The organism is Alteromonas sp. BZK5, assembly GCF_014349115.1.
In the GTDB taxonomy this organism is placed as follows: Bacteria; Pseudomonadota; Gammaproteobacteria; order Enterobacterales; family Alteromonadaceae; genus Alteromonas; species Alteromonas macleodii.
On record NZ_JACSOE010000001.1, the window covers coordinates 80,910 to 104,134 of the forward strand.

The following is a 23,225-nucleotide window of genomic DNA, read 5'->3' on the forward strand; positions in this document are numbered from 1 at the left end:
AATATCCAATATAATCAAGTGGTTAGCTTTTCGTTTTAATGCGGAGGATTGTCGATGTTCACAAGCGCCATTTTAATGGCACTAAAGTCTAATAAACTAAGGTTGAATAGGCATGACTTTGCCTAAAGCTGCAATGAGCGGCATTAGGCAGGGGAAAGCACGCGCCCTATACGCAAGTAAAAGGTAAGGGCTATTAAAAGTTAGAGTGGCCAAGCAGCGTATGAAGCTTTTGATTCTCGGTGAGAAGCTTCTCGAAGCGCTCTGCATTTAATGGTCGGCTGTATAAGAAGCCTTGCAACATCTCACAATCGTAGCGACGTAAAATATCTAGCTGAGCTTCTTCTTCAACGCCTTCCGCTACAACTTTTAAGCCTAAATTGTGGGCGATATTTATAATGGCAGCCGCCATATGACGATCTACATTACTTTTTGCAATATCGTCAATAAATGCTTTGTCAATTTTTAGCGTGTTTAGCGGGAATCGCTTTAAGTAGGCTAGGGACGAGTAACCTGTACCGAAATCGTCTAGCGCTAGGTGAATGCCTCTTTCGCGAAGGCGAGTCATCATTTGAAGGCCGTTTTCAGGACTTTCCATTAGCGTACCTTCAGTTATTTCGCACTCTAAATGTAGTGGTGACAAACCGATATCGCTTAAAATCTTGTTTATTCTGTCGTCTAAGTCAGGTAATTCGAACTGCTTCGCAGATATATTCACAGCTACACGACCACTAAACAAACCTTGGTTTACCCAGCGTTTGGTATCTGCACAAGCCTTTCTTAGCACTTGTTCACCAATTTCTATAATCTGGCCTGTTTGCTCTGCCAGAGGGATAAATTGCCCAGGGCTTACTATGCCCTTTTGGGGGTGCTCAAAGCGCACCAAAGCTTCCATGCTAACTAGCTTACCTGAGGCTATATCTACTTTCGGCTGGTAGTAAACCGTAAACAAGTCATCTTTAATACCTTGTCTTATAAGGTTTTCAATTTGCAGTTGCCTAACGGCGTTTTGATTCATCTCTCCGCTAAAGAACTGATAGCTGTTACCGCCATTGTTTTTAGCGAAATACATGGCTGTGTCGGCGTTTTTCAGCATTTCTTGGGGAGAAGTGCCGTCGTCAGGGAAGAATGCGATTCCAATACTGGCACCCAATACAAACTCTTGCTTATTAATGATAAAGGGGCGAGATAATGTGTCTAATAGGTTCTGTGCGTAATGCGTTACCGTGTGGATATCGGCATTGTCTTCCATTAACACACTAAATTCATCACCACCTAAACGATAGCAGGTCGCACTCTTACCCGTAATTCTCTGTAAGCGCTTTGCTATTTGTTTAATTAATATATCGCCCGTTTGGTGGCCTAAAGAATCGTTTATTTTCTTAAAGTTATCCATATCTAAACAGAGCAGAGTATGTTGTGCTCCTTTCCGCACCAAGTTCTGGTGGCTAGCTTGGAAGAACGAACGATTCGGAAGCTCTGTGAGCGGGTCAGTATTAGCTAGTTTCAATAGTTCTTTTTCAGTACTTTTTCTTGACGTGATATCACTAAATACGCCTACAAAATGGCTTATTTTTCCGTCATCGTCATGGACGGCGTCTATATTTAATTCCATTTCATAGCGCTCGCCGTTCACTCGCACACTTTCTACTTCACCTGACCAGTTACCTTTTGCTTTTAGCGTTTTCTTAATTTCTTCGGTAAACGCGTCTGGATATAGATGGAAGTGCATATAGCTTGCTAACGCTTGATCGCGGGTCTCGCCGGTGTAACCGCAATATGCATTGTTTACACTTATGAATTTAAATTGCGTATTAGTTATGAATACACCTTCAGAAATATTCTCAATTGAACGCTTAAATAGATTCAGCTGCTCTTCAGCTTCTTTTAAGTGATGAATATTCTTAAGCGTACCAGTCATTCGTACCGGCTGAGCATTGTGGTCTCTTTCAACCACTTTTCCGCGGTCAAGTATCCAAATCCACTGATTCTTAAATGTCTTTGCGCGGTATGCAAGCTCGTAGAGGTCGCTATTACCTTCTAGATGGTCTCTTAGGGCAGTTTTAACACGGTTTACGTCGTTAGGATGAATGTTTGCATCGTAAGCGCCTGTAGTGCGTATATCATCTTGTGGAAAATCAAGTGTGCCCCACGTATTTGCACGGTAAACTTGGCCTCTGTATACGTCCCAGTCCCACAGCTCATCTCCAGAACTCCATAGCGTCAGTTTAAGGCGTTCTTCGGACTCTTTAATGGCAAGCTGGTTTGCCTTCCTTATCTGATATTGGCGAACGATGAATGCAAAAATAGCGAATGCGACAATACAATAAAAAACAATAGCAACAGTATGAAGCCAAGGTGGTCTTGCGATTTGAACTGAAAGATTTCTGCTGTCAGACCACAACCTTCCTGGCGCTTTTGCTTGTACCTCGAAAACGTAGTTTCCAAAGCTTATATTATTAAATTGAGCAACTCTGTCGTCTCCATTATCAATCCAGTTGTCGTCAAAACCGATTAACCGATATCGGTAAACCACGTGTTGCGGGTAAACAGAGTTGAGTAAATTGAAAGATATGCTGAATCTAGACTCATTGTAATCTAGCGCAATCGACTTTTTAGTTCCTATATTTTGTGCCGATGAGAAATAACTTGTTTCGCCACTGCTTTCCCTCTGAATTACATTTGACCTATTGTTAGATACCCCAAAAACTTTTAATTCAGAAAGCTCTGGGATAAGTGTTTTCGTCAAATCATCTTTTGAGCTAGTTTTCTTACTCGTTATTATGTTGTAACCAGTCATCCCACCAAAATAGATAGTTTTTTCTGAGGATGCGAAAGCTGAGCTCTCGCCTAAAGAATTGTAGTTAAGCTCTGAGTTTGGAACCGAACTTACTTCTTCAAGTTCGGGAAGTTTGATTTGGTGAACTCCCGTAGTATCTGCATACCAAATACTGTTATCGATACCTACGGATGATATTATTAGCCCAGAGTTTTCTGTACGAACTTGCCTTTTGACAAATTCAAGAGAATGCTTGTCGACCTGCAAAATTCCTTTCGAGCGAGTAGTTAACCAGTATGAGTCTGGTGTTTCGTAAACGCCGTAAACGAGTGAATCGAAACCATTGCTCTGATCTAAGTTTTTGATCAACTCCCTGTTCTTCAGCGAGTATATACTTACACCTGACTCGCTTCTCAGCCAAAGTCGATTATCATTATCTTTATAGATCGGAACTAAACGAGATGAGTCTATCTCTATTTTTATTGGCTCAACAGATGCTTTAGACGAATCATAACCAAGAGATAGTTTTACCGGTCCCTGTGTATCCTCCCAGATCCAAACTTCGTCCCCTTTAGTATAGAGAAAATCGATAAATAACCCTTCGAACACATGATCTATTAATTGAAGCTTTCCTTCCACCTGCCTCAAAACATAGATGCCATTAGAGGATGCAACCCAGAATGTACCTTTGGTATCTATTTCAACATCCCAGTAAGTTATTGAGTTCGCAAAATCAGAGAAGGTTTCTGAGAACTTTACTTCTCCGCTAGAGCTATTAATAACGCCAAGTCCTCTTTGTTGAGAAACAACATATATGTCGTTGGCGGAGTCTTCTGCAAAGCCCCATATTGAGGAGTAGTCATCCTCGGATAAGCTCGAAGAATTAAAAACAGATTTATACCTAGTTGTAGCGTAGTCTGGGTGATACCTAAATGCACCGCTCTTTATTGTCGTAACCCAGATACCACCGACTCTATCTGTTACTAGGTTCATGATTGTTGCTGTAGGCAAGCCTGTCAGCTCTTGATTGTCGTGATCAAGGTAGATGACCCTCGGCTGGAAGCTGCCATTTATCTCTGACGTTGCTGCATCACTAAATATGAATAGGCCTGCTTGAGTGCCAATCCAGATGTCGTCATCTTTCTCATAGATTGTTAGGGTATTAAGCGCTTCATCAGACTTAGAAGTGAATGCGTCTTTAAAATGTTGAAGTATTTTACCCGAAGCAGCTATGACATAGATGCCCTCATTGGTTGCAAGCCAATAGTTACCGTTGATTACTTTGATGTCGTGAAGAGAACGAACATCCAAGTTGATTCCCCATGGATTTACTTTTGTTGCGGAATAAAGTGACTCGTCAGCCTTGTCTATAAGCGAAAGCCCAAACTCATTTGAACCTAACCAGGTGCGGTTCGCTTCATCATAAATGACCTTTATAAAACTCTGGTCTTTGTGTATCTGTTTTACAACCTCAATTTGATGACTCTCTTTCGATAACTTGTAAAGAAACTTCAGATCAGCGAATAGAATGTCACCATCGTACGATTCTCCGATGCCAGTAATAAAATCAACTTTAATTACACTATTTTCTCTATTGAAAACTTTGAAGTTGTCGCTTTCAGGTTGATACTTGGCAAGACCTGCTTGTGTTCCCACCCATAACTCGCCATGAGAATCTAAGAATAGATTTTGAGTATAGCCGGACGGAAGTGAATTGTGGTCAACATCTGAAGGGTGGTATTGCTTCACCTCATAACCAGAATAGCGATTTAAACCATTGGAGGTCGCGATCCAAATATATCCTTTATTGTCTTCAACGATATCCAATACCGCAGTGTCAGAGAGTCCTTGCTGTTTATTTAGCTCATTGAAATGAAGATCAGAAACCTCTATCGCCTTTGCAGAAGAAAAAAGAATTCCTGACAAAGCCAACAAAAGAAGAGAAATTGAATAAATTAGGGTTGAGCGCACCTACACACCTTTGGCATACGCCATTTATTATTTTTTTATTTCACTGGCGGCATCCCTAACAGCCAGAATAATAAATATGCCGAATTAACTAAGCCTCTACAAGGACTTTTTAGTAATAACAAGAATGATGGTTTACTTATTAACCAACCTTGTCTGCGAATACCACTGGGTATCGGCAGATTGATTAAAATCTTAACGACCGTGGCACGTGCCTACAATGCAGCGTTAGTAGTAAGGAATTTCTTTTTTGAATTCAGAAATACTGTTAATCGTTCGTTTTTCTTGCGTGGGAATACTCTCAAATTTTCCACGAGAGAACAGCACCAATTCCCCGCAGCGCTCTCGTTTAGCGAGTTGATGCGCGAAGTCTTGAATCTCTTCGAAACTCAAGCCTTTGATCCTTTCAGCAAGCTTTGCATTTCTATTAAACTCTAAATCTTGCGTACCCAAACTTACCCATAAACGCTGTGACTTCATCGAAAGAGTAAGGTCTCTCTCTTCTAACTGCTTAATGAGGTTTTGTTGGATAGTAGGCCAATAAAAACGATAGAACTCTATTTCATTGAGTTGCTGGAACAAAAAGGCGGTCATTGCATCTAGCAACTGCTTTGGACTGCATTGCGGGCTTTGTATGTAAAATGCCATTCCGGGGTGTTGATTATGTGGTACATAGCCTGTACCGACTATGTATCCCAATTGCTGTTCTGTTCTTAACGAATTGAAGAACGGTGCTGCCAGCATCTGTTCAAGAACCATACATAATGCGGTGTCGGTGAGGCTAGGAGAAGGTGCTTGTAAATAAAGTACGACCGCAGAGTCATCGTGATTACACAACACCTCGTGATAAAGAGTTCCGCCCACAGGCAGCTTAGATACGGCACGAGAAAGGGGAGCTCCCCCTGCATTTTTGCAATGGCTATGAAGCGACGTCGAAAATGCCTTTGCTTCTTCGCTTGCCCAGTTGCCATGCATAAATGCCTCTACAAAATAATGCTCAAAGGCTGCACTGCGACAGCCTAGCATCTCGTTATAAGAGATGTTTTCTATCACGTCTAACAATTCAACTGGCGCTTGCGTGTTGCGTTGAATAAGAACACTTAAGCGAGAGAATAAACGGTTAGTCGGCTTATTTAACAGTGAATTATGAAGGCTTTGAATTTGAAGTGCTTTGTGATGTTCAAAGGCTCTTTCGTCAGGAATAAAACCGAGAACGGCGTCAAGAAGTTGACTTGCTAACAATGTCTGCTGATTCGTAAAACCGCGGGTGTGTAGGGTAAACCCAGCTTGATGCCCATAAATCCGATAGTGAAGTCCAGCTATTTCAGCTCGGTAGTATTTAGCTTGGAGATGATCGTTAAGTGCGCCGAGCCAAATTCGCTTGGCCGCAACAGAGGTCAAAGAGTCTGAAAACTGAGCTGCGTCGAAAGAGATATAAATATCGCCTTTAGGGCTATGGAATTGTTGGTCTTGAGCGAACCAAAATCGATAGCCACCATTATCTACCAACCTATTTGGAACATTAAACCCCGTTTCAGGGAGGATAAGCGTGTATTCGCTCGCCAAATAAGGGTTGGGTGGGGGAAGACACAATTCTGGAATTTTCTTTGCGCTTTCAAGTGAATGTATTAGCGCATCGTCGATGTCTTCAACGCTATATTCAGCCTCATAAAATGCGCAAACCTGAGTGGTTTTAACATCTTTTGATATAACCTTTAAACGAAGGTTCTTGGGCGTGAAAAAGGACAGAGCATGCTCAATTATGCTTCTGTCATAACTACCAATAGTAGAGCGAAGTCTATTTAATTCGTCAGGTTCGAATATAAATTGATGCTGTGCATACTCAGTTATGATCCCAAGCGGCTTCACATTTTCTTCGTACTCTAAAGCCAGCGCGTTTAGCTGCGACTTTTCGTGAAAGCGCCACTCTTCAGTCGATGCTTCTCTAATTAATTCGATGTAGCTAAATAGTGCCTCTAACACCTGCGCTTTGTGTTTAAGGCCTTCCTGGGTAAGCTGAAAGCTCACATTAAAATCTTTAAATTTATCGCCTTCTATGCCAGAGCCCGCTATCAGGTTTAACGCCCAATCTTTTTCTTTTAAATAGGCAAGTAGGCTTCCTTCACCTTCGTCACCAATCAAATGGCTGATGTAGTTCAGCGGTTTGGTTTTGTAGTCGTTCTGTAAAGCGGGGAGGGCAAATGTCACTATCATACGTCTAGCAGATTGCAGCGGATGAATGTTGATTTGAATGCCCAGTTCATTTTCTGTGTAAAGCGAAGGCCAGTCGTCAGAGGCTAACTGTCCACTTGGCAATGTCCCAAAACACTGATTCACTAACGCCTCGAGTTGACGTATTGGCATAGGACTGGCTATGCACAAGCGCATATTAAGCGCACAGTAATACGATTGGTGCAGTGCCTTTAGGCGCCGTTTAAGCTCTGTACATTCGTGTTGAGAAAAGGTATCGCAATTGCCTACAGAAAATTTTGCAAAAGGATGTTCTGGATTACATGTCTCTTTATGAATTTGATAAAGGCGGCGAAGGTCGTCTTTTTTCTTAAACTCAAATTCAGCATGAATGTTCTTTATTTCGTTGGTTAGTGCGTCTTCTTCAAATAAGGGTTGCCTAAGCATATCTGCAAATGCAGGCAATGTTTGCGCAATAGCGTCACCGCTGCAATTAAAATGGTAATTTGTGTACTCGGTACCTGTCCACGCGTTGATTGTGCCGCCGTGTTGCTCAATGAATCCATTTATAGCATTGGGTTTGGGCAAATGACGGCTACCCATAAAAAGCATGTGTTCAAGAAGATGGGCTAACCCTTGGCAATCGTTTGGGTCATAAAAGTGTCCGGCTCTTACCGCCATTGAAACAAAAGATTCACTCGCTTCTGGCGTGTGACATAACATGGCACGCAACCCATTAGGTAAAGTAACGTGATGTGCGTTTTCTAAATTTATGGTGTTGTTCACATTGTCTCGTTTTTGGTCAAGAGCACCTTACTGCTGGAGCGTCTATAAAGAGAAACTTCACAAAACGTTAAATAATGTACGAAAATTCTCACTATTCGCCGTTTAGCGCTAGGCGTAGTATCAGCTCTCTGATATCGTTAGCATACTTTCATTAATACTATGCGCAATGTTATGTCAGGTCAAAGTAGCAACGACGACATTTATCTTTTCATTATGCGTCACGGTGAAGCAGAAGCGCCCAGACTCGATGATAAAAGCAGGCAACTTACACCATTAGGTAGAGAGCAAGCCAAAACAGCAGCTTTATGGTTAAAAGACCAGTATTGCCAGAAAGGCATTGTGGACTTAGCGCTTGTGAGCCCTTATCGTCGAGCCAAACAGACCCATGATATGGTATCGCTTGATATCATTGCGAACAAAGTTGAAAATAATGAAGATATTGTTCCGGAAGGCTCGCCAAGACTGGTGAGTGATTATATTGATGGACTTCTTCACGCCGCGGTCAATTCCAAAAAACCAATCAAAAAACTTCTTGTTGTTAGTCACATGCCGCTAGTTAGCTATCTCGTTGATGAACTGTGCCAGTCTTACACCACAAGTTTGTTTTCTACGGCCTCAATTGCTGTTATCAAGTATTCTTTAAAAGAGCACAAAGGCACGCTGGTAACGCATTATCAAGGACTGTAAACGCCTTGCTCCTTCTTAGCGATTAATTTCGGAAATTGAACAATTAATCGTTAAGTATATTCCCACATGGTCGATAGACTCTTTGAGAGTGTCAAAGTTTATTCTATTGAAGGGTTGGGAAATGGACAGCAAATCTATTCCTGAGCTCCTTAAACGTTCATTGCAATCGCATATGGCGGAGGCTGATTTACGTGAAGATAAGGAGACGCAGGATATTATTGCCAAATTATCTGAATTGTCAGATAAGGTCGCTGCTGCGAAAGCTAGAGCGCTGGCAAATAGAGCACAGCGTCTAGCTGACGAATCAAAAGGTTAGCTGATAAGGCCGAAAGGCAGGTTAACCACCAAAACGCTTAGTGGTCGTTATTCGACTCTTTAGGTGCAACATAGTATTCCGGCATGATTCTGACGGTTTTTATCATGCTTTCTGAAATGTCTACAATTTCTAACGGATAACCCGCCAAACGCACGCTTACTTTGTTCTCAGGAATATCTTCAAGATACTCAAGTAATAAACCATTAAGGGTTTTAGGGCCTTCCGTAGGCAGGTTCCAATCCATTTCTCTGTTCAATTCCCGGACGTTGGCACTACCATCAACCAATACTGAACCATCCTGTTGTACGTGTGCTTCTTTACTGTGGTCTGGAACCATACTGGTGGTAAAGTCACCGATAATCTCTTCAAGAATATCTTCAAGAGTGACTAGACCCATAATGTCGCCATACTCATCAACGACCAAAGCAATGCGCTCTTTTTCCGCTTGAAACTTATACATCAGCGTGTGCAGTGGGGTAGATTCTGGTGTGTAGTAAATCTCACGAACTGCGCGAAGCAAACTTGATTTAGTGAACTGGTCTTTTGATAGAAGGCGCAGGGCGTCACGCACATGCACAAAGCCTACCGCATCGTCGACACTGTCTCGGTATAATAAAACACGGGTATGTTGAGCATGGGTTAACGCTTTTTGAATTTTCTTCCAATCGTCGTTAATGTCGATAGCAAAAATTTCAGCACGTGGCACCATGATATCTTCGGCCGTTACACTTTCTAAGTCCAAAATACTCACCAACATATCTTGGTGTCGCTTAGGGATCATGGCACCAGCTTCAAAAACCACGGTTCTTAACTCTTCTCGACTTAACGAGTCGTCACTTCCACTTGCAGGACTAATTCTTAGCAAAGCTAGAATGCCGTTTGTGATACCGTTAATCGCTGCCACAAAAGGGTACAGCAAGGTAAGTAGTGGAAGCAGAATAATGGAGCTCGGAAATGCCACTTTTTCTGGATACAGCGCAGCTAGTGTTTTCGGCGTTACTTCTGCAAAAATAAGTAGGACCAGCGTTAAGCCAAAGGTAGCAGCAAACAGCCCCCAATAGTCACCGAATAAACGAATACAAAGTATGGTTGCAAGCGAGGATGCTGCAATATTCACTAAGTTGTTTCCGATGAGAATAAGGCCGATAAGGCGATCAGGTCGTTCTAGAAGTTTAGCAACACGTATAGCTGAGCGGTTGCCTTCTCCTTGCAAATGCTTGAGTCGATAACGATTAATCGACATCATGCCAGTTTCTGAACTAGAGAAATACGCAGATAGTAATATGAGTACGCCGAGCGCGATAAACAGCGTACTCGTTGATATGTCGTCCAATTAATGGGTTCCTGTCTTAACTTAGGCTTCAAATGTATTGATTTGAGGTGCGAGTTTCAAGGGAAAATTGTTGATATGCCCCTAATTAACTAGATAACACCAAAAAGTGACAAGCGCCGCCGAGCCGCCTAAAAAGCAAGCCCGGCAGCGAGCTCAGCAATAAATACAGGGAGTTTTAAAGAAGAAATTCGCGAACTAGTTTGCTACCAAAATAGGCAAGGGACAGTAGCGTCACACCCAAGACTGTCATCACAATAACTTGTCGCCCGCGCCAACCTCGAAGTTTCTGGCCAATTAAAAGAATGAGAAAAACAACGAGAGCGGCCGCTGATAGCACCGTTTTATGCGCGTAAGTTTTGTTAAACATATCTTCTAAGAAAACAAACCCGCTAATTAGTGAGACGGTTAGTAAACAAGTTCCCGCAAGCAACAGCTTGAACAAAATGTTTTCTACAAGCATTAAAGGCGGTAGTGATGAATGTAGTAGCGCAGCACCTTTTTGCTTTAACCGGTAGGTAATGTAGGACATTTGCAGTGCGTATAAGAATGCAATGACCAAAGTGCAGTACGCAAACAATGACAAACTAATATGGATAACTAAGCCCGGCTGCAGCTCTATGTGCATGATGTACGACACGGGAATAAACTGTGAGGCGAGTACCGTAAGACTTGCAAAGCCGAAAACAACAGGAAGTAAAATAAGATTAGGAATGGCGCGGGCAAATATAAGCATGGATACTGTGATTATCCACGACACTAATGAAAGTACGTTGGTTACACTCATGTCTTGCCCAGGCGCGACAATAATAACGTTGGTGAGAAAAGCGATATGTGCAATTGCCCCAACACTAGCGATGGATAGCCCTAATCGCTTATTCGGGCCGTCTTGGTCTACGAATTTGCCAATAAGTACTGCCGCAGCTAATGCGTAGAGTAAAGCAGCAGAAATGGCGAAAAGGGTGTTCATGATGCGTCCTGTAATAGGTAGGTGACGTCTTCACCGACTGAGTCGGTATTGATACTGCAACTTGCAAGTAAATTCAACCATCTCCTTGATTTTGTTTGTTTCACACCCACTTTTAGTGTGGGTATAGGATCATGGAAGGACAATTTTTACTCCATATCGACTTCGAAATTCGTACATCAAATTTCGACAACCCTTGACGCAAAAGTTTAAAAATTTAACCGCAATTGTGGGTACGTTACCGTTCGCTTTTACGTTACAATGCGGGCATTACGTCTGAAATAAAAAGAAGTTTCATACTATGTTTGAGAATTTATCAGAACGCTTAGGCCAGACATTACGAAATGTCAGTGGTAAAGGGCGTCTTACTGAAGACAATATTAAAGAAACGCTACGCGAAGTGCGTATGGCGCTACTTGAAGCCGACGTTGCGCTACCCGTAGTAAAAGCGTTTGTTGCACAGGTAAAAGAGCGTGCAGTTGGTACCGAAGTAACCAAAAGCCTCAAGCCTGGCCAAGTATTTATTAAAATCGTTCAGTCTGAACTAGAGTCGGTGATGGGGGAAGCGAACGAAAAGCTTAACCTCGCAACTCAACCTCCGGCTGTTGTGCTTATGGCGGGCTTACAAGGTGCGGGTAAAACTACGTCTGTAGGTAAACTTGCGAAATACCTAACTGAGCGCGAGAAAAAGAAAGTGATGGTAGTGAGTGCCGACGTTTATCGTCCGGCCGCTATCAAGCAGCTTGAAACCCTTGCCGGTGAAGTGAATGTAGCTTTTCACCCGTCAACGATTTTACAAAAGCCCATTGATATCGTTAACGATGCCATTGTTGAAGCGAAGAAGAATTTCTTCGATGTACTACTAGTGGATACAGCAGGTCGTTTGCATGTCGACAGTGACATGATGGACGAAATTAAAGAGCTTCACGCTGCTGTTAAGCCAATTGAAACTCTGTTCGTGGTTGATGCCATGACCGGTCAGGATGCTGCGAATACGGCAAAGGCGTTTAACGACGCGCTACCGCTAACCGGTGTAATACTGACCAAAGCAGATGGTGATGCACGAGGTGGTGCTGCACTGTCGGTTCGTCACATCACGGGTAAACCTATCAAGTTTATCGGTATGGGCGAAAAGGTTGATGCACTTGAGCCTTTCCACCCTGAGCGTATTGCGTCTCGTATCTTGGGCATGGGCGACGTACTTAGCCTTATCGAAGAGGTTGAGCGTAAAGTCGATAAGTCGAAAGCGGAAAAGCTGGCCAAGAAGGTACAGAAAGGAAAAGGCTTCGACCTGCAAGACTTTAAAGATCAGCTTGAGCAAATGAAGAACATGGGCGGCATGATGGGAATGCTTGATAAGCTTCCTGGCATGGGCGGTATGTCTGACAAAATTAAAGATCAGGCAAACGACAAGCAGTTCAACCAAATGGAAGCCATCATTAATTCAATGACCCCGGCTGAACGTGCACGTCCAGATATGATTAAAGGGTCGCGTAAGCGCCGTATTGCGGCAGGCTCAGGTACGCAAATTCAAGACGTAAACCGTTTGCTTAAACAGTTTACGCAAATGCAGAAAATGATGAAGAAAATGTCTGGCGGCGGCATGAAGAAGATGATGCGTCAGATGAAAGGCATGATGCCTCCGGGTGGCGGTTTTGGAGGCCCTGGTGGCCCAGGCGGCCCGGGTGGATTCGGCGGTCCTGGCGGGTTTGGCGGAGGCGGTGGCTTCCCACCTCGTTAAAAGGCTGTCGCATTACTTAGCAATGCTTAAAAACCTCAATCGCAGCAATGCATTGAGGTTTTTTTATTTTTTTGCATCCAGTATCACTCATCAATCGTTTGGCTTGTTGAACAGGACGTGAGCAGTACTTATCGCATCGCGCGTTTAAGTGACGTCTCTTCACGAATCAACAAGTACGGAGATGAAGATGGAATTCAATAAAACATCACAGCAAAAATTAAAACTGTCACTGTTGGCGACGGCAATGGTTCTCGCGCTAAGTGCCTGCGACGGTGACGACGGAACAAATGGTGTCGATGGGACTGATGGCGCGCCTGGCCAAGATGGTGAACCCGGTCAGGATGGAGCCCCAGGCTTTGCGTCAGCGACTTTCTTGGTCGCAAACAATGGCGATGACAACCGCAATACTGTTACCTCGATTGACCAAAACGCGAACGTCTTATCCACGGTAACCACAGGAGCCAATGAGGGGATTGTATTCACGCAAAGCGGAAGCTTAGTACAAGCTGGCGACAGTGATTTACCGTTATTAAGAACGCTTTGTAATTTTGAAGCTCAAGCCGACTACATGATGAGTGCAGGGCACGAGATAACGGGCGCAACTACGGGCCTTGTTAATCCGAAAGGTATTGCCTTTGCTGAAAATGCAGGTTTAGTTATGGTGGCTGACTTTAACGGTCAAAAGGTTAGCGTATTCGGTGGCCAAGCAGCAGGCAATGTTGCACCAATTGCAGAAATAATGACCTCAGCAAAACCATGGGATGTGGCCTATGACGAACAAAGCGATAGATTGTTTGTTGCACTGACCGATGGGACACTCGCGGTTTACGATAATGTCGCTGGTTCTGATTTTGCGCCCACAGTTATGCGTTCAGTGGTGCCTTCAGATGCAGACGGAAATCAAATATCGATTAATCTGCACGGTATCGCTTACGAGCCTATGTCTAATCGTATGGTATTGTCAGACGTTGGCGATGCTGCAATTGCTGATGATGGACAAATTTTTGTTTTAGAAAATGTCTCTACGGCTGATGGGGCTGTAGTACCAAGTAGAGTGATTGGCGGCGCATCGACCCAGCTTGGTAATCCGGTAGACATTGTTTTAACCGGTTCTGATCTTCGCGTGGCGGAAAAATCCAATGACGCCATTTTGGTGTTCTCAAACATATTTAACGGTGCTAGCGGCGACGTTGCACCAACGCTATCAACGCCTTCAGTAAAACCAGAGTCGTTGGCCGAGTTAACTCAGCTGAACGAGATGAAAGACGCATCGGACGATGGCATAACTACCATGCCTATTATGGGCCTTTCGGTATCAAGTAACCCTGCAAGCGAAGGTCCAACCACGGGGCAAGTAGCGCAATACAGCGCTGTACTTTCCAGTGAGCTAAGCACTTTTGACGCTGGTATGAGCATTGAGAGTGCCGCTTTCACGGCTAGCGGTGATGGCGTCATTACTTTCGATGATGTTGAAACCTCAACGGGTGGTTTACTCGTGATTAATCGCCTCAAAACCATGCGAGAGGGTATGATGTATAGCGATAGTTTCGACCACATGATTGCGGGTAGCGATACAGGCTTGATTGCACCTAAAGGGTTAGACATTGCCTCAGAAGCAGGTGTGGTATTTGTGGCAGATGTTAACGAAGCTACTCCTGCCGTTCGCGTATTCTCGCCTTGTGCGTCAGGCAATGTTGCGCCTCTATTAACACTTGAAGCGGCCAACGGGGCGCGCCCTTGGGATGTGGATTACGACCCATCAACTGATAGCGCGTATCTGGCGTTAACTAACGGTTCGGTTGCCGTGTTTGAAGAAGTGATGCGCAAAATGGAAAGCGGTGAAACCGTAATTACGGGTGAAGACAGGCTGATTGTCCCTGCAAGTGGTGGGACAGCATTTGCCGCGCCAACCAACATCCATGGCATAGACTATGATAGCCAAAGCGATAGTTTGGTCATTTCTGATGTAGGCAGCGCAGCGGATGCTACTGACGGTAAATTGTACGTGATTCCTGGCGCAGGCAGTGCCGATGGCATAACGGATGTATCCGTCAATATTGCGGGACCGAACTCAATGTTGGGTAATCCGGTAGACTTGATGCTCAGCAATGGTCATGTATATGTTGCTGAAAAATCAAATGGCATGATCCTGCGCTTTGACAATATTCTAAATGCAGCCTCGGGTGATATTACGCCCAGCTTTAGCATGATGTATCCCGCACCAGAGTCGGTAAATGTATTGTCAGTGAAGTAAAACAACTGATGAACAGCCTTGTAGAAACCGTTCATCTTATCGCTGTTCTATGAAAGCTCAATGCTTTCGCTAAAGTGGCACGTACCTAATCAGTACGTGCCGCTTTATATTTATTTGGCGTTATTGGGATATTCAAAAGCTTTGCCAACTAACTTTTAAACAATAGCATGCTTTATAACCAACAAATCACCGCGCATCTGTGCAAATTCGTGAATTCATAATACACTGACGGGCTACATCGTGCGCATGTGCTCGCTTTCTTTTCAGGTATGCAACTTTTACCCTATCAAAGCAGGTACAGTTTTGTGCTGTGTGAGCGTTCACGCGGCAGAGTTATTGATACAGGAACACTATGGCAGGCTTAAAACGTATTATTCTTATCGACACGCATTTACCAGGCGTGGTCGAGCTAAAGCTTGATGGACACACCAATATTTGTGGTACCAATGCGTCGGGTAAAACCACGCTTCAACGACTTATTCCCGTTTTTTACGGCGAGTACCCAAGTCGCGTGGTACCGGCAACCCGTGACAGCTTTGAACGCTGGTATTTGCCTCGTTTATCTAGCTTTATTATTTATGAATACACGCGTGCTGAAGGTGACCTGTGCCAAGCAGTGTTAAGCTCAAACGGAACCGGCGTCAATTATCGTTTAATCGGCAAGCCATTTGAAATCAGTGATTATTTGATAGAGCAAAAGAACGGCAAACACGCTAGTGTAAGCAGCGCCGAGCTTGCACGCGCCATGAAGCGTAACAACATATTGGTTACGAGCTTACTTAATACGAAAGACTTCCGTGCAATCATTCAAAACGACCACGGGGTGCTTAACCAGAGTAACAATGCCCGTGAGCTATTAGGCTACGCCAAAATCTTTAGCCTTTGCGAACCGTCGAAACACATGCGCCACATTGAGAAGTTGGCTAAAGCGGTTCACTCTAAAGAAGGCAAGATGGAAACTATCAAGGCCATGATTGCCGCCATTTTAGAAGAGGACGGTGTTACGCCACCTACTTCAGGCCTAAGCCGCCACCGCGTCGATGACTGGATTAAAGAATGTCACTTAATTAAACAGTTCGACAAAATTCGCCCTGAATTTTCTAAACTCGAACAAGCTGACATGGCGCTAACCACAACAGAGCAAGTGCTTGCTAACCTAAAGCATAGTTTCGAGCTTGATAAGACCTACTTGGCTGCGCGCGTTGAAACAACAAAGAATGAACTGGATGAGAATAGCTTCCAGCGCAAACAAACGGACAACGAGTGGGGTGATACCCGCGATCACCTAAACCAGGTTATTTCATCTGCTCGCGCCGATGTTGAGAAGTTCACCAGTGAACTTGATACGGTAGAGCGTGAATTCGATAAGTGGCAAGACGAAAATATTGAGCAGCTTAAAGAAGATGTGGCAAATCTAGCGCAGTGGCAAAATGAAAAAGCCATGGCCGATAGTCGCTATGTACTGCTTACTGAAAAACACCAAGATATTGAGTCGGCCTACAACAAGCGCTTAGCTGAGCTAGGTGAAAAGCTGTCAATTACTCTAGAAGAAATGTCAGCCGCACGCCAAGAAGCTGCAGAGAATAAAGCTGAGCAACAGCAGAGCGAACGTGAAGCGTTAAGTCGCATCCAAAGCGATTACAACGGCCAGCTAAGCACGCTGCAGCAGAATTACCAGAATAGTTTAAATGATCTGAAAGTAGCGGAAGCTGAGCTGAAAGCCTCACTCAGCAACGCTGGCTATAACGAGTTTGAGCAGTCTCAGCTAGACATTTTAGACGCAGCAATAAAAGAGGCGTCCATTAATGAAGATTCAGCCCGTGGCGAATTACGACAAGCTCAACAGGCACACGCTAAATCAGTAGAATTTCGCAAAGGATGTTCAAATGCGTTAGACAAAGCACGAAACGCCTTTCAACAAGAAGAAAAAGCGGTTAATAAAATTAACGCGCTGCTGTACCCAGGGGAAGGCTCGTTACTTGAATTCTTGCGCGCCAATGTGGACGACTGGGAATTATCCTTAGGTAAAGTTATTCGCCCTGAGCTACTTGAGCGCGCAGATTTAGCGCCTGTTATGGTAAAGGATGCCGAAAGCGCCAGCGATACCTTCATGGGTGTTAAGTTAGCGCTCACTGAACTTGATACCCCTGACTACGCCTTCACTGAACAAGCACTTAAGCAGCAATTGCAAGAAGCTGAAATACGTCAGGCTGCCGCCCTTGCCGCGCAAAACGAATGTGAACAGCGTTTAGCAAAAGCTAACGAGGACGTGCGTAACGCCGAGCTTGTGGTTACTCAGAAAGACAACGCAGTTAAAAGTGCGGAAGCCAGTCGTAAGCGTGCACAGCAAGACCGCGATACGGTACTTAGCGAATATCAGCAGGCGCTTTCTGCACGTAAGCAAAAAGCCAAAACTAAGCTTGAAGCGAATCAACAGTCACAAAAGCAAGCGAAGGCGCAGTTTGAGCTTAGTCGTGACGAAATCAAAGATCAGCAGCGCGAAGCGGAAACCGAACACAAATTCCATTGGCAGCAGCTTATTGCTGACAGTGAAGCACGTATATCTCAGCTTGATAGCGACATGCGTAAGGCGAAAGACAATGCTGCCCAAGACCGCAAAGATATGCAGGATTGGCTAGAAAGCGAATTGAGCAATCGCGGTGTGGATGTTGATGAAATAGGTCAGCTTAAAAAGCAAATCAATAAGCTTAAAGAAGACATTACGCGTACTGAAACCCACCGTCATAAAGTAGCCGACTACGAGCGTTGGTACACTAACGTGTTTACCAAGCAAAAAGTGGTATGGCAGGAAGGCTTGTCTAAGTCGCGTAAGTTATTGGGCGAATCTGAGCGTAATTTAGCCAGCAAACAAGCAACCTATAAAGCTAACCGCGAACAGCTTCAAGAGCAGCACGGACAGCTTGAAACTACGCTTAAAACTGCCAGTGAGCACCTAGAACAGGTTAAAACCTTAAGTAAATCTCTTGCCAAGCTTACGCTTCAAGCAGGTGATGAAACGGCTGAAATTAAGCACGACGATGTAAGTATTGGTCAGCGTATTTCAGAAGTGCAAAGCCAGCTTCAAGAGCGCGAAAACTTACTAAGCGATATTCGCGCCTATGTAGAAAGATTCGACCAGCTTATTGCTGCGCAAGCGGGTACAGGGCTATCTGATACGTGGGAGCGCGCCCGTGAAGAGTGTGCAACGCTAAACGCCCACGGCGTGAAGAGCTTTGATCACCGCCGAATGGTGTCGCATTTAGCACAGCTTCTAAACGTGATTGTTCCGCAGAAGCTACAGGGCTTGCGTGAGCAAGGCCGTATCTTTGGTGCCGATCTTTCGCAATACTACTTTGTACTTGCCGATATCGACAAACGCATTGTGTCGCAAAGCCGCCGTATTACCCAAGAGGTCGACGGCGACCTTTCTCTTGATGGTGTATCAGACTCGGCTGTTAAAATTCGCTCACGTATTAGTGAACTTGAATTCTGGCCCGAACTTGAGCAATTCAGAAAGCTCTATGAGCACTGGATGGAAGAGGGGGCTAACGAGTTACCAGAGGAAGAGTACGGTCAAAGTATGCGCCGGGTTCTTGATATTCTTGGCCGTGCAGCGCTTACGGGCGGCATTAGCAAGCTACTTGATATCGAGCTACACCTTCGTGAGGGTAAAAGTGACCTTGTTATTCGTACTGATCGCCAGCTTAACGAGTCATCAAGCCACGGTATGGCCTACCTTATTCTGTGTAAATTCTTACTCGCTTTCACCCGTCTGCTGCGCGGCGATGCCGACGCCACAGTGCATTGGCCGATCGATGAACTAGGTACACTTCACCAAAACAACGTGAAGAAAATCTTTGAAGCGTGTCAAAACAATAACATTAGTGTAGTCGGCGCATTCCCTAACCCAGAGTCAGAAGTATTGACGTTGTTTGAAAACCGCTACTTGATAGATAAGGTAACCCGCCAACTGCAGGTGGTTCAGCCAAAAGTAAGCTCTATAGGGGCGCGCATTAAACAGAAAAAAGAAGCAGAAAAGAACGGTGAAGTAGCAGGTGAGGAGGCATCAGCATGATGACAGAACAAGGCCGTGTACTAAGTGCACTTCTACAAGGCGCGTTTATTTGTCAGGTGACCGATGAAGAGGCATGGCGTTTTCTTAAATCAAGAGACAACGCTGCGCAGTTAGAACCTCATTTAGCGTTATTAAATCGTACATTATCGACCACCGCTGAGGGTGACGTATTCTTTGCCAGCTTCCTCACCATTGGTGAGAACGAGCGCAAAGTGCTTACACAGCAGTTCCAAGATACAGCATCTAACCTAGTGCCACTGGTAGAGTGGTTGCTGCTGGTTCAGCAAGCCAATGAATCTGATATGCCCATTACCATGGGTAGCGCTATTCGACTAAACGAGCTGCAAACTACCATTGAAGACACCCCCGCCTATGCTGAGCAGTTAGAGAAAATATCGCGCTATCGCATGTTTGGTTCTACCAGTGTGAATTTGGATGGTCAGCTAAAGCAGGTGTTTAAACGCTTAATTGAAATGGGTTATCTGATTAAGCCAAACCCAGATAAACAGATTTATTTGGGCACTGGCAAAATTGAACACCTTTACGAAATGCTACGTTTCATTGATGAAACCGAAGCGCTGAGTTTATCTGAGCAGGCGGAGGCCGCTATTTCGCAAGGTAGCTTGATATGAGTCAGGTGTTAATTCAGGCAGGAACTAAACTATTAAACGCATTGGGTCGTCACAGCGACCTTATCATGCAGGCGTACATTAATGGTTCAGTAAAAGAGCGCGATCACAGCCCTAAGGTATTAGACCAGCTTGTTCAACTAGGCGTATTGTGGCGCCCGGAAGCGCAAAGCGAACTGCGTTTGAAAAGCGCGGTGAGAACGCTTTTAGAGGGGAGCTTACAAGACGAGCGCAACCGGACTATCAACGCCAATATTGGTGCGTCGCTGGCAAGCCTTAAAACCCTAACCGAGCACTATAAAGAAGCCCTTCATTACAACAAGTACAATGAAGCGGCAGCCCACATGGGCGATTTAACCGAGCATGTCTATCAACTTTCAGAATCATTGAGTAATAGCGTACGTGTCATGTTTGGCCGTATTAACAATGAGTTTGGCTACGTGTCTTCGGTTGAAGCTAAAATTCGCGAAAATGAGCTAGCGCAAGGACAGGTAACCGATTTACTTGCCCAGCTTGAGTGTTTCCGCTTCGATGAGTTAAGTGAACTGGCGGGTTCTAACCGTGAACTTCGTCACTTGCTGGTGGTGTCGCTACAGCAGCGCTTTGCCAAGGCCGCACAGGAGTTATCAGTAGTACAAGCACGCTTATTAGACTTGTTGGGTCGGTTCAGAGAGTTCCAAGGTCGAACACGCTTGCTTAAAGGCTTCTTGCTACACATGGAGCAGCAGCCTGATTTTGCGCCAGGCAACTACGCTAACCTGACTAACGTACCTGTGTTGTTTAACCAATCGGACGCGATTATTGCTAACGCTGCTCCAGACGTGAACAACGTTGAGCATGAAGCCGATTACCAAAATATAGTGGCGTCGTTAACCCACGTACACAAACGTCAGACTAAGCACGAAGACACGAAACCAGTCGACATTGATGTGACTGAGCAATCGACCTTGTCACTTGAAAAAGATCCATTGCAGCAAGCGGTAGAAGCGTATTTCTGTGAAGTCATCGATTCTGGTCAGCCTAAAACGGCGCTGGATTACTTTGAAGAACAGGCTTTAGACTTTGACCCTGAAGTGTGGATTTATCAGGTGATCGGGGGGTATCAAGCCCTAAACGATGAAGATAAGCAGTTTTTTGCATTAGAATCCCACGGTAATAACGATAAAGTCTATACGGGTAATTTCTATATTAACGATATTACATTGGGCTTGCGTTAACGTCATTTCTTAATTTTACCCATCGCCTGTAAAAGTAAGTCTGGCCCACGTTTATTAAGGGTGTGCCAGGCTTTCATACAACGTCAACGGTTCAAATTTAAACGTAAGTTAACAATGTTGATTAACTTCGTTCTTTTCTTTTTCACGCCAATTTTTGCGATGTGTGACACTTGGAACCTGTCAAAAAACACCTATAATGCAATAGGTGTTTACACTTATTTAACATTGTGAACTAAAAGCTTCATCGCGGCGTAACACTATCGTCAATTCAGCGGTCTACATTATTAGCCCTGTTAAACCTTGGAACCAAGTTAAAGGTTTATAGGTCCTATCGTAGTTCAACAACGACGCGTTATTGATGCTTTGGGTGTTAAATAGCTCGGTGTAGACACAAAAAAATTATCGCTACTGCTAGGACGCAGAGCATGTTGTGGTACTGCCGCGTACAGTACGAAGAGGAAGAGTGTTATGCAATTATCAGAAGAACAAAGTTTTAACCAAGCCCTTATCAAGCTTTCAGTATTACTTTATCAAGTCGACGGAATGGTCACACTGTCGGAACAAGACTACCTGAATGCAATGGTTGAGTCTTTAGACTGGCAAAGCCCAATCTGTCGCGAAGCATTTCTAAACGACACGATATACCAAACGCGAAAGGCCATTGACACCGGCGATGCCATGACGTTTTTACGCAGTTTGAAGCACGACCTATCGTTTGATGCCGAGAAAACGTTAGAGGTTGCAATGGCGATCACGGGCGTTGATGGCGAGCGAAGCGAGGAAGAAACCGAACTTCTATCATTACTTACCCATAAATTACTCGCCAAAGCTTTAGTTTCGGGTAAAGATACACTGCAATAATCGCTTTTTATTGCCACAGACCTAAACGTTAACAATGCCAAATTTTACCGTTAAAGCAGCACACGCATGTGCTGCTTCTCTCGCGCTGTTCTTATTGAGCGGCTGCCATTCGTCGCACAGTTCTCAGTTCAGCGCCAGTGCACAGGCCTTCCCGGTTGGTGTGCAGCCTTTCGATAATTACCTAAATGAAGTTGAACGTTACTTGCTTGAACATAGGGCATTTATTTCTGACGACAAAGCACAAGAAATGTCCATGAATATGCCATTTGAATGCGGCACACAATACCGCAATATTGGCGTCTTGTTAGTTCATGGATTAGGCGATTCACCTTACTTTTTTCGTGATGTTGCCAACGCCATGTGCAGTGAGGGCATTCACGTTAGAACCATCTTGTTGCCGGGACACGGCTCAAAACCCGGAGACATGCTAAATGTTAGCTATCAGCAGTGGCAGACAGAAACTAATCATCACATACGACTATTTTCCGAAGAAGTAGACAACCTCTACATTGGTGGCTTTTCGACGGGCGCTAACTTGACCACAATAGCAAGTTTTTCGATGGCTGAAGAGCTTGATATAAAAGGGCTAATGCATTTTTCACCAGCCTTTAAATCACGCTTCTTTGTGTCCCGTTTAGCGCCTTATATTGACTCATTATTTCCCTGGCCTAATGTTGAAGAAGAAGATAACCCAAGCCGCTATAACTCCACTGCAATGCCAGGGTTCGCTGCCTATCAAGAAAGCGTAAATGTGCTTCAAGATTTATTCTCTAAATCGGAAAAAGAAAAGCGTGCGTTGAATTTACCTGTGCTTATGGTGGTGGCAGAAAAAGACAGTGTGGTTGATACCTTAAAAGTAGCTGAACAGTTTAGAGATAATTTTACTCATCCACACAAGTGTTTATTGTGGCAGGGTGAGGACGAACCCGATGTACCTGAAAATACACTCATCATGCAAACCATGAAAGTCCCGGAGCAGCGTATTAGCGCAGCCTCTCATATGAGTACACTTTTTTCAGATAAGAACTCGCTATATGGTACTACGAGTGACTTTCGCATATGTGATAACGGTCAAGGTAGTGACGCTGAAGCGCGCTGCAAAGCCGGCGAAGAAGTGTGGTATGGGCCGTGGGGATTTGAGCCCGATAACGCTGATGAAGAGTTAGCAACTAATAAGAAAGACAAGGTGTATGCAAGGCTAACCTACAACCCTTACTTTGATAGGATGGTCGATCAACTACTCGCCTTTACAGGTAAAGCCAAAGTCAAAGCGTTCTGTAAAACCTACTAGGGCAGTAGGTTCTTAATCCATTTGAAAGCTCTAGCATCAGCCGTTTTTTAATAAAAAAACGCCCAAGCCTTAACGCGAGTAGTAACACTTGTTGTTACAACACACGTAGCTTGGGCGTCTCTCTTAATTCTCAAAGC

General features: G+C 44.4%; 13 protein-coding genes. 9 read left to right on the forward strand and 4 right to left on the reverse strand.

Annotated elements, in window-relative coordinates; all coding sequences use genetic code 11:
- Window positions 1-193 precede the first annotated feature (193 nt).
- A complete protein-coding gene (locus BIZ39_RS00340; protein ID WP_187446098.1) occupies window positions 194-4,747 on the reverse strand; it encodes an EAL domain-containing protein in 4,554 nt (1,517 codons plus the stop codon).
- 225 nt (window positions 4,748-4,972) lie between these two features.
- Window positions 4,973-7,720, reverse strand: coding sequence for an insulinase family protein (locus tag BIZ39_RS00345; protein ID WP_156078090.1), 2,748 nt, complete (start codon window positions 7,718-7,720; stop codon window positions 4,973-4,975).
- A gap of 171 nt (window positions 7,721-7,891) precedes the next feature.
- On the opposite strand from BIZ39_RS00345, the gene sixA reads away from it, so the two are divergent.
- A complete protein-coding gene (gene sixA / locus BIZ39_RS00350) occupies window positions 7,892-8,407 on the forward strand; it encodes a phosphohistidine phosphatase SixA (RefSeq protein WP_014976012.1) in 516 nt (171 codons plus the stop codon).
- Between the two features lie 121 nt (window positions 8,408-8,528).
- On the forward strand, window positions 8,529-8,723 hold the full coding sequence (locus tag BIZ39_RS00355; RefSeq protein WP_014978722.1) for a hypothetical protein: 195 nt from the start codon (window positions 8,529-8,531) through the stop codon (window positions 8,721-8,723).
- A 37-nt stretch (window positions 8,724-8,760) separates the two neighbouring features.
- Here the strand turns inward: BIZ39_RS00355 and BIZ39_RS00360 are convergent, their stop codons facing one another.
- Window positions 8,761-10,056: an HlyC/CorC family transporter gene (locus BIZ39_RS00360; protein WP_014948817.1), complete on the reverse strand. Its 1,296-nt coding sequence runs from the start codon at window positions 10,054-10,056 to the stop codon at window positions 8,761-8,763.
- A gap of 175 nt (window positions 10,057-10,231) precedes the next feature.
- Window positions 10,232-11,023, reverse strand: coding sequence for an inner membrane protein YpjD (locus tag BIZ39_RS00365; protein WP_187446099.1), 792 nt, complete (start codon window positions 11,021-11,023; stop codon window positions 10,232-10,234).
- Between the two features lie 298 nt (window positions 11,024-11,321).
- On the opposite strand from BIZ39_RS00365, the gene ffh reads away from it, so the two are divergent.
- The 7 genes from ffh (at window position 11,322) to BIZ39_RS00400 (ending at window position 23,088) form a co-directional block, all read left to right on the forward strand.
- Window positions 11,322-12,761: a signal recognition particle protein gene (ffh, locus tag BIZ39_RS00370; protein ID WP_171337574.1), complete on the forward strand. Its 1,440-nt coding sequence runs from the start codon at window positions 11,322-11,324 to the stop codon at window positions 12,759-12,761.
- A 187-nt stretch (window positions 12,762-12,948) separates the two neighbouring features.
- Window positions 12,949-15,015: a YncE family protein gene (locus BIZ39_RS00375; protein ID WP_187446100.1), complete on the forward strand. Its 2,067-nt coding sequence runs from the start codon at window positions 12,949-12,951 to the stop codon at window positions 15,013-15,015.
- 352 nt (window positions 15,016-15,367) lie between these two features.
- Entirely contained in the window at window positions 15,368-19,090 is a 3,723-nt protein-coding gene (locus tag BIZ39_RS00380) for an ATP-binding protein (RefSeq protein ID WP_187446101.1), read from the forward strand.
- A complete protein-coding gene (locus BIZ39_RS00385) occupies window positions 19,087-19,722 on the forward strand; it encodes a hypothetical protein (RefSeq protein ID WP_014948823.1) in 636 nt (211 codons plus the stop codon). Before BIZ39_RS00380 ends, BIZ39_RS00385 begins: the two co-directional genes overlap by 4 nt.
- Window positions 19,719-20,936, forward strand: coding sequence for a phosphoenolpyruvate carboxylase (locus BIZ39_RS00390; protein ID WP_075176223.1), 1,218 nt, complete (start codon window positions 19,719-19,721; stop codon window positions 20,934-20,936). The genes BIZ39_RS00385 and BIZ39_RS00390 overlap by 4 nt, the downstream gene beginning before the upstream one ends.
- A gap of 468 nt (window positions 20,937-21,404) precedes the next feature.
- On the forward strand, window positions 21,405-21,797 hold the full coding sequence (locus tag BIZ39_RS00395; RefSeq protein ID WP_039227263.1) for a TerB family tellurite resistance protein: 393 nt from the start codon (window positions 21,405-21,407) through the stop codon (window positions 21,795-21,797).
- A gap of 34 nt (window positions 21,798-21,831) precedes the next feature.
- Window positions 21,832-23,088: an alpha/beta hydrolase gene (locus BIZ39_RS00400; RefSeq protein WP_187446102.1), complete on the forward strand. Its 1,257-nt coding sequence runs from the start codon at window positions 21,832-21,834 to the stop codon at window positions 23,086-23,088.
- The last annotated feature ends 137 nt before the right edge of the window (window positions 23,089-23,225 follow it).

Coding starts and splice junctions, on each gene's coding strand:
- sixA (WP_014976012.1), top strand. CDS start 7,892: ATGTCAGGTCAAAGTAGCAACGACGACATTTATCTTTTCATTATGCGT.
- BIZ39_RS00355 (WP_014978722.1), top strand. CDS start 8,529: ATGGACAGCAAATCTATTCCTGAGCTCCTTAAACGTTCATTGCAATCG.
- BIZ39_RS00365 (WP_187446099.1), bottom strand. CDS start 11,023: ATGAACACCCTTTTCGCCATTTCTGCTGCTTTACTCTACGCATTAGCT.
- ffh (WP_171337574.1), top strand. CDS start 11,322: ATGTTTGAGAATTTATCAGAACGCTTAGGCCAGACATTACGAAATGTC.
- BIZ39_RS00375 (WP_187446100.1), top strand. CDS start 12,949: ATGGAATTCAATAAAACATCACAGCAAAAATTAAAACTGTCACTGTTG.
- BIZ39_RS00380 (WP_187446101.1), top strand. CDS start 15,368: ATGGCAGGCTTAAAACGTATTATTCTTATCGACACGCATTTACCAGGC.
- BIZ39_RS00385 (WP_014948823.1), top strand. CDS start 19,087: ATGATGACAGAACAAGGCCGTGTACTAAGTGCACTTCTACAAGGCGCG.
- BIZ39_RS00390 (WP_075176223.1), top strand. CDS start 19,719: ATGAGTCAGGTGTTAATTCAGGCAGGAACTAAACTATTAAACGCATTG.
- BIZ39_RS00395 (WP_039227263.1), top strand. CDS start 21,405: ATGCAATTATCAGAAGAACAAAGTTTTAACCAAGCCCTTATCAAGCTT.
- BIZ39_RS00400 (WP_187446102.1), top strand. CDS start 21,832: ATGCCAAATTTTACCGTTAAAGCAGCACACGCATGTGCTGCTTCTCTC.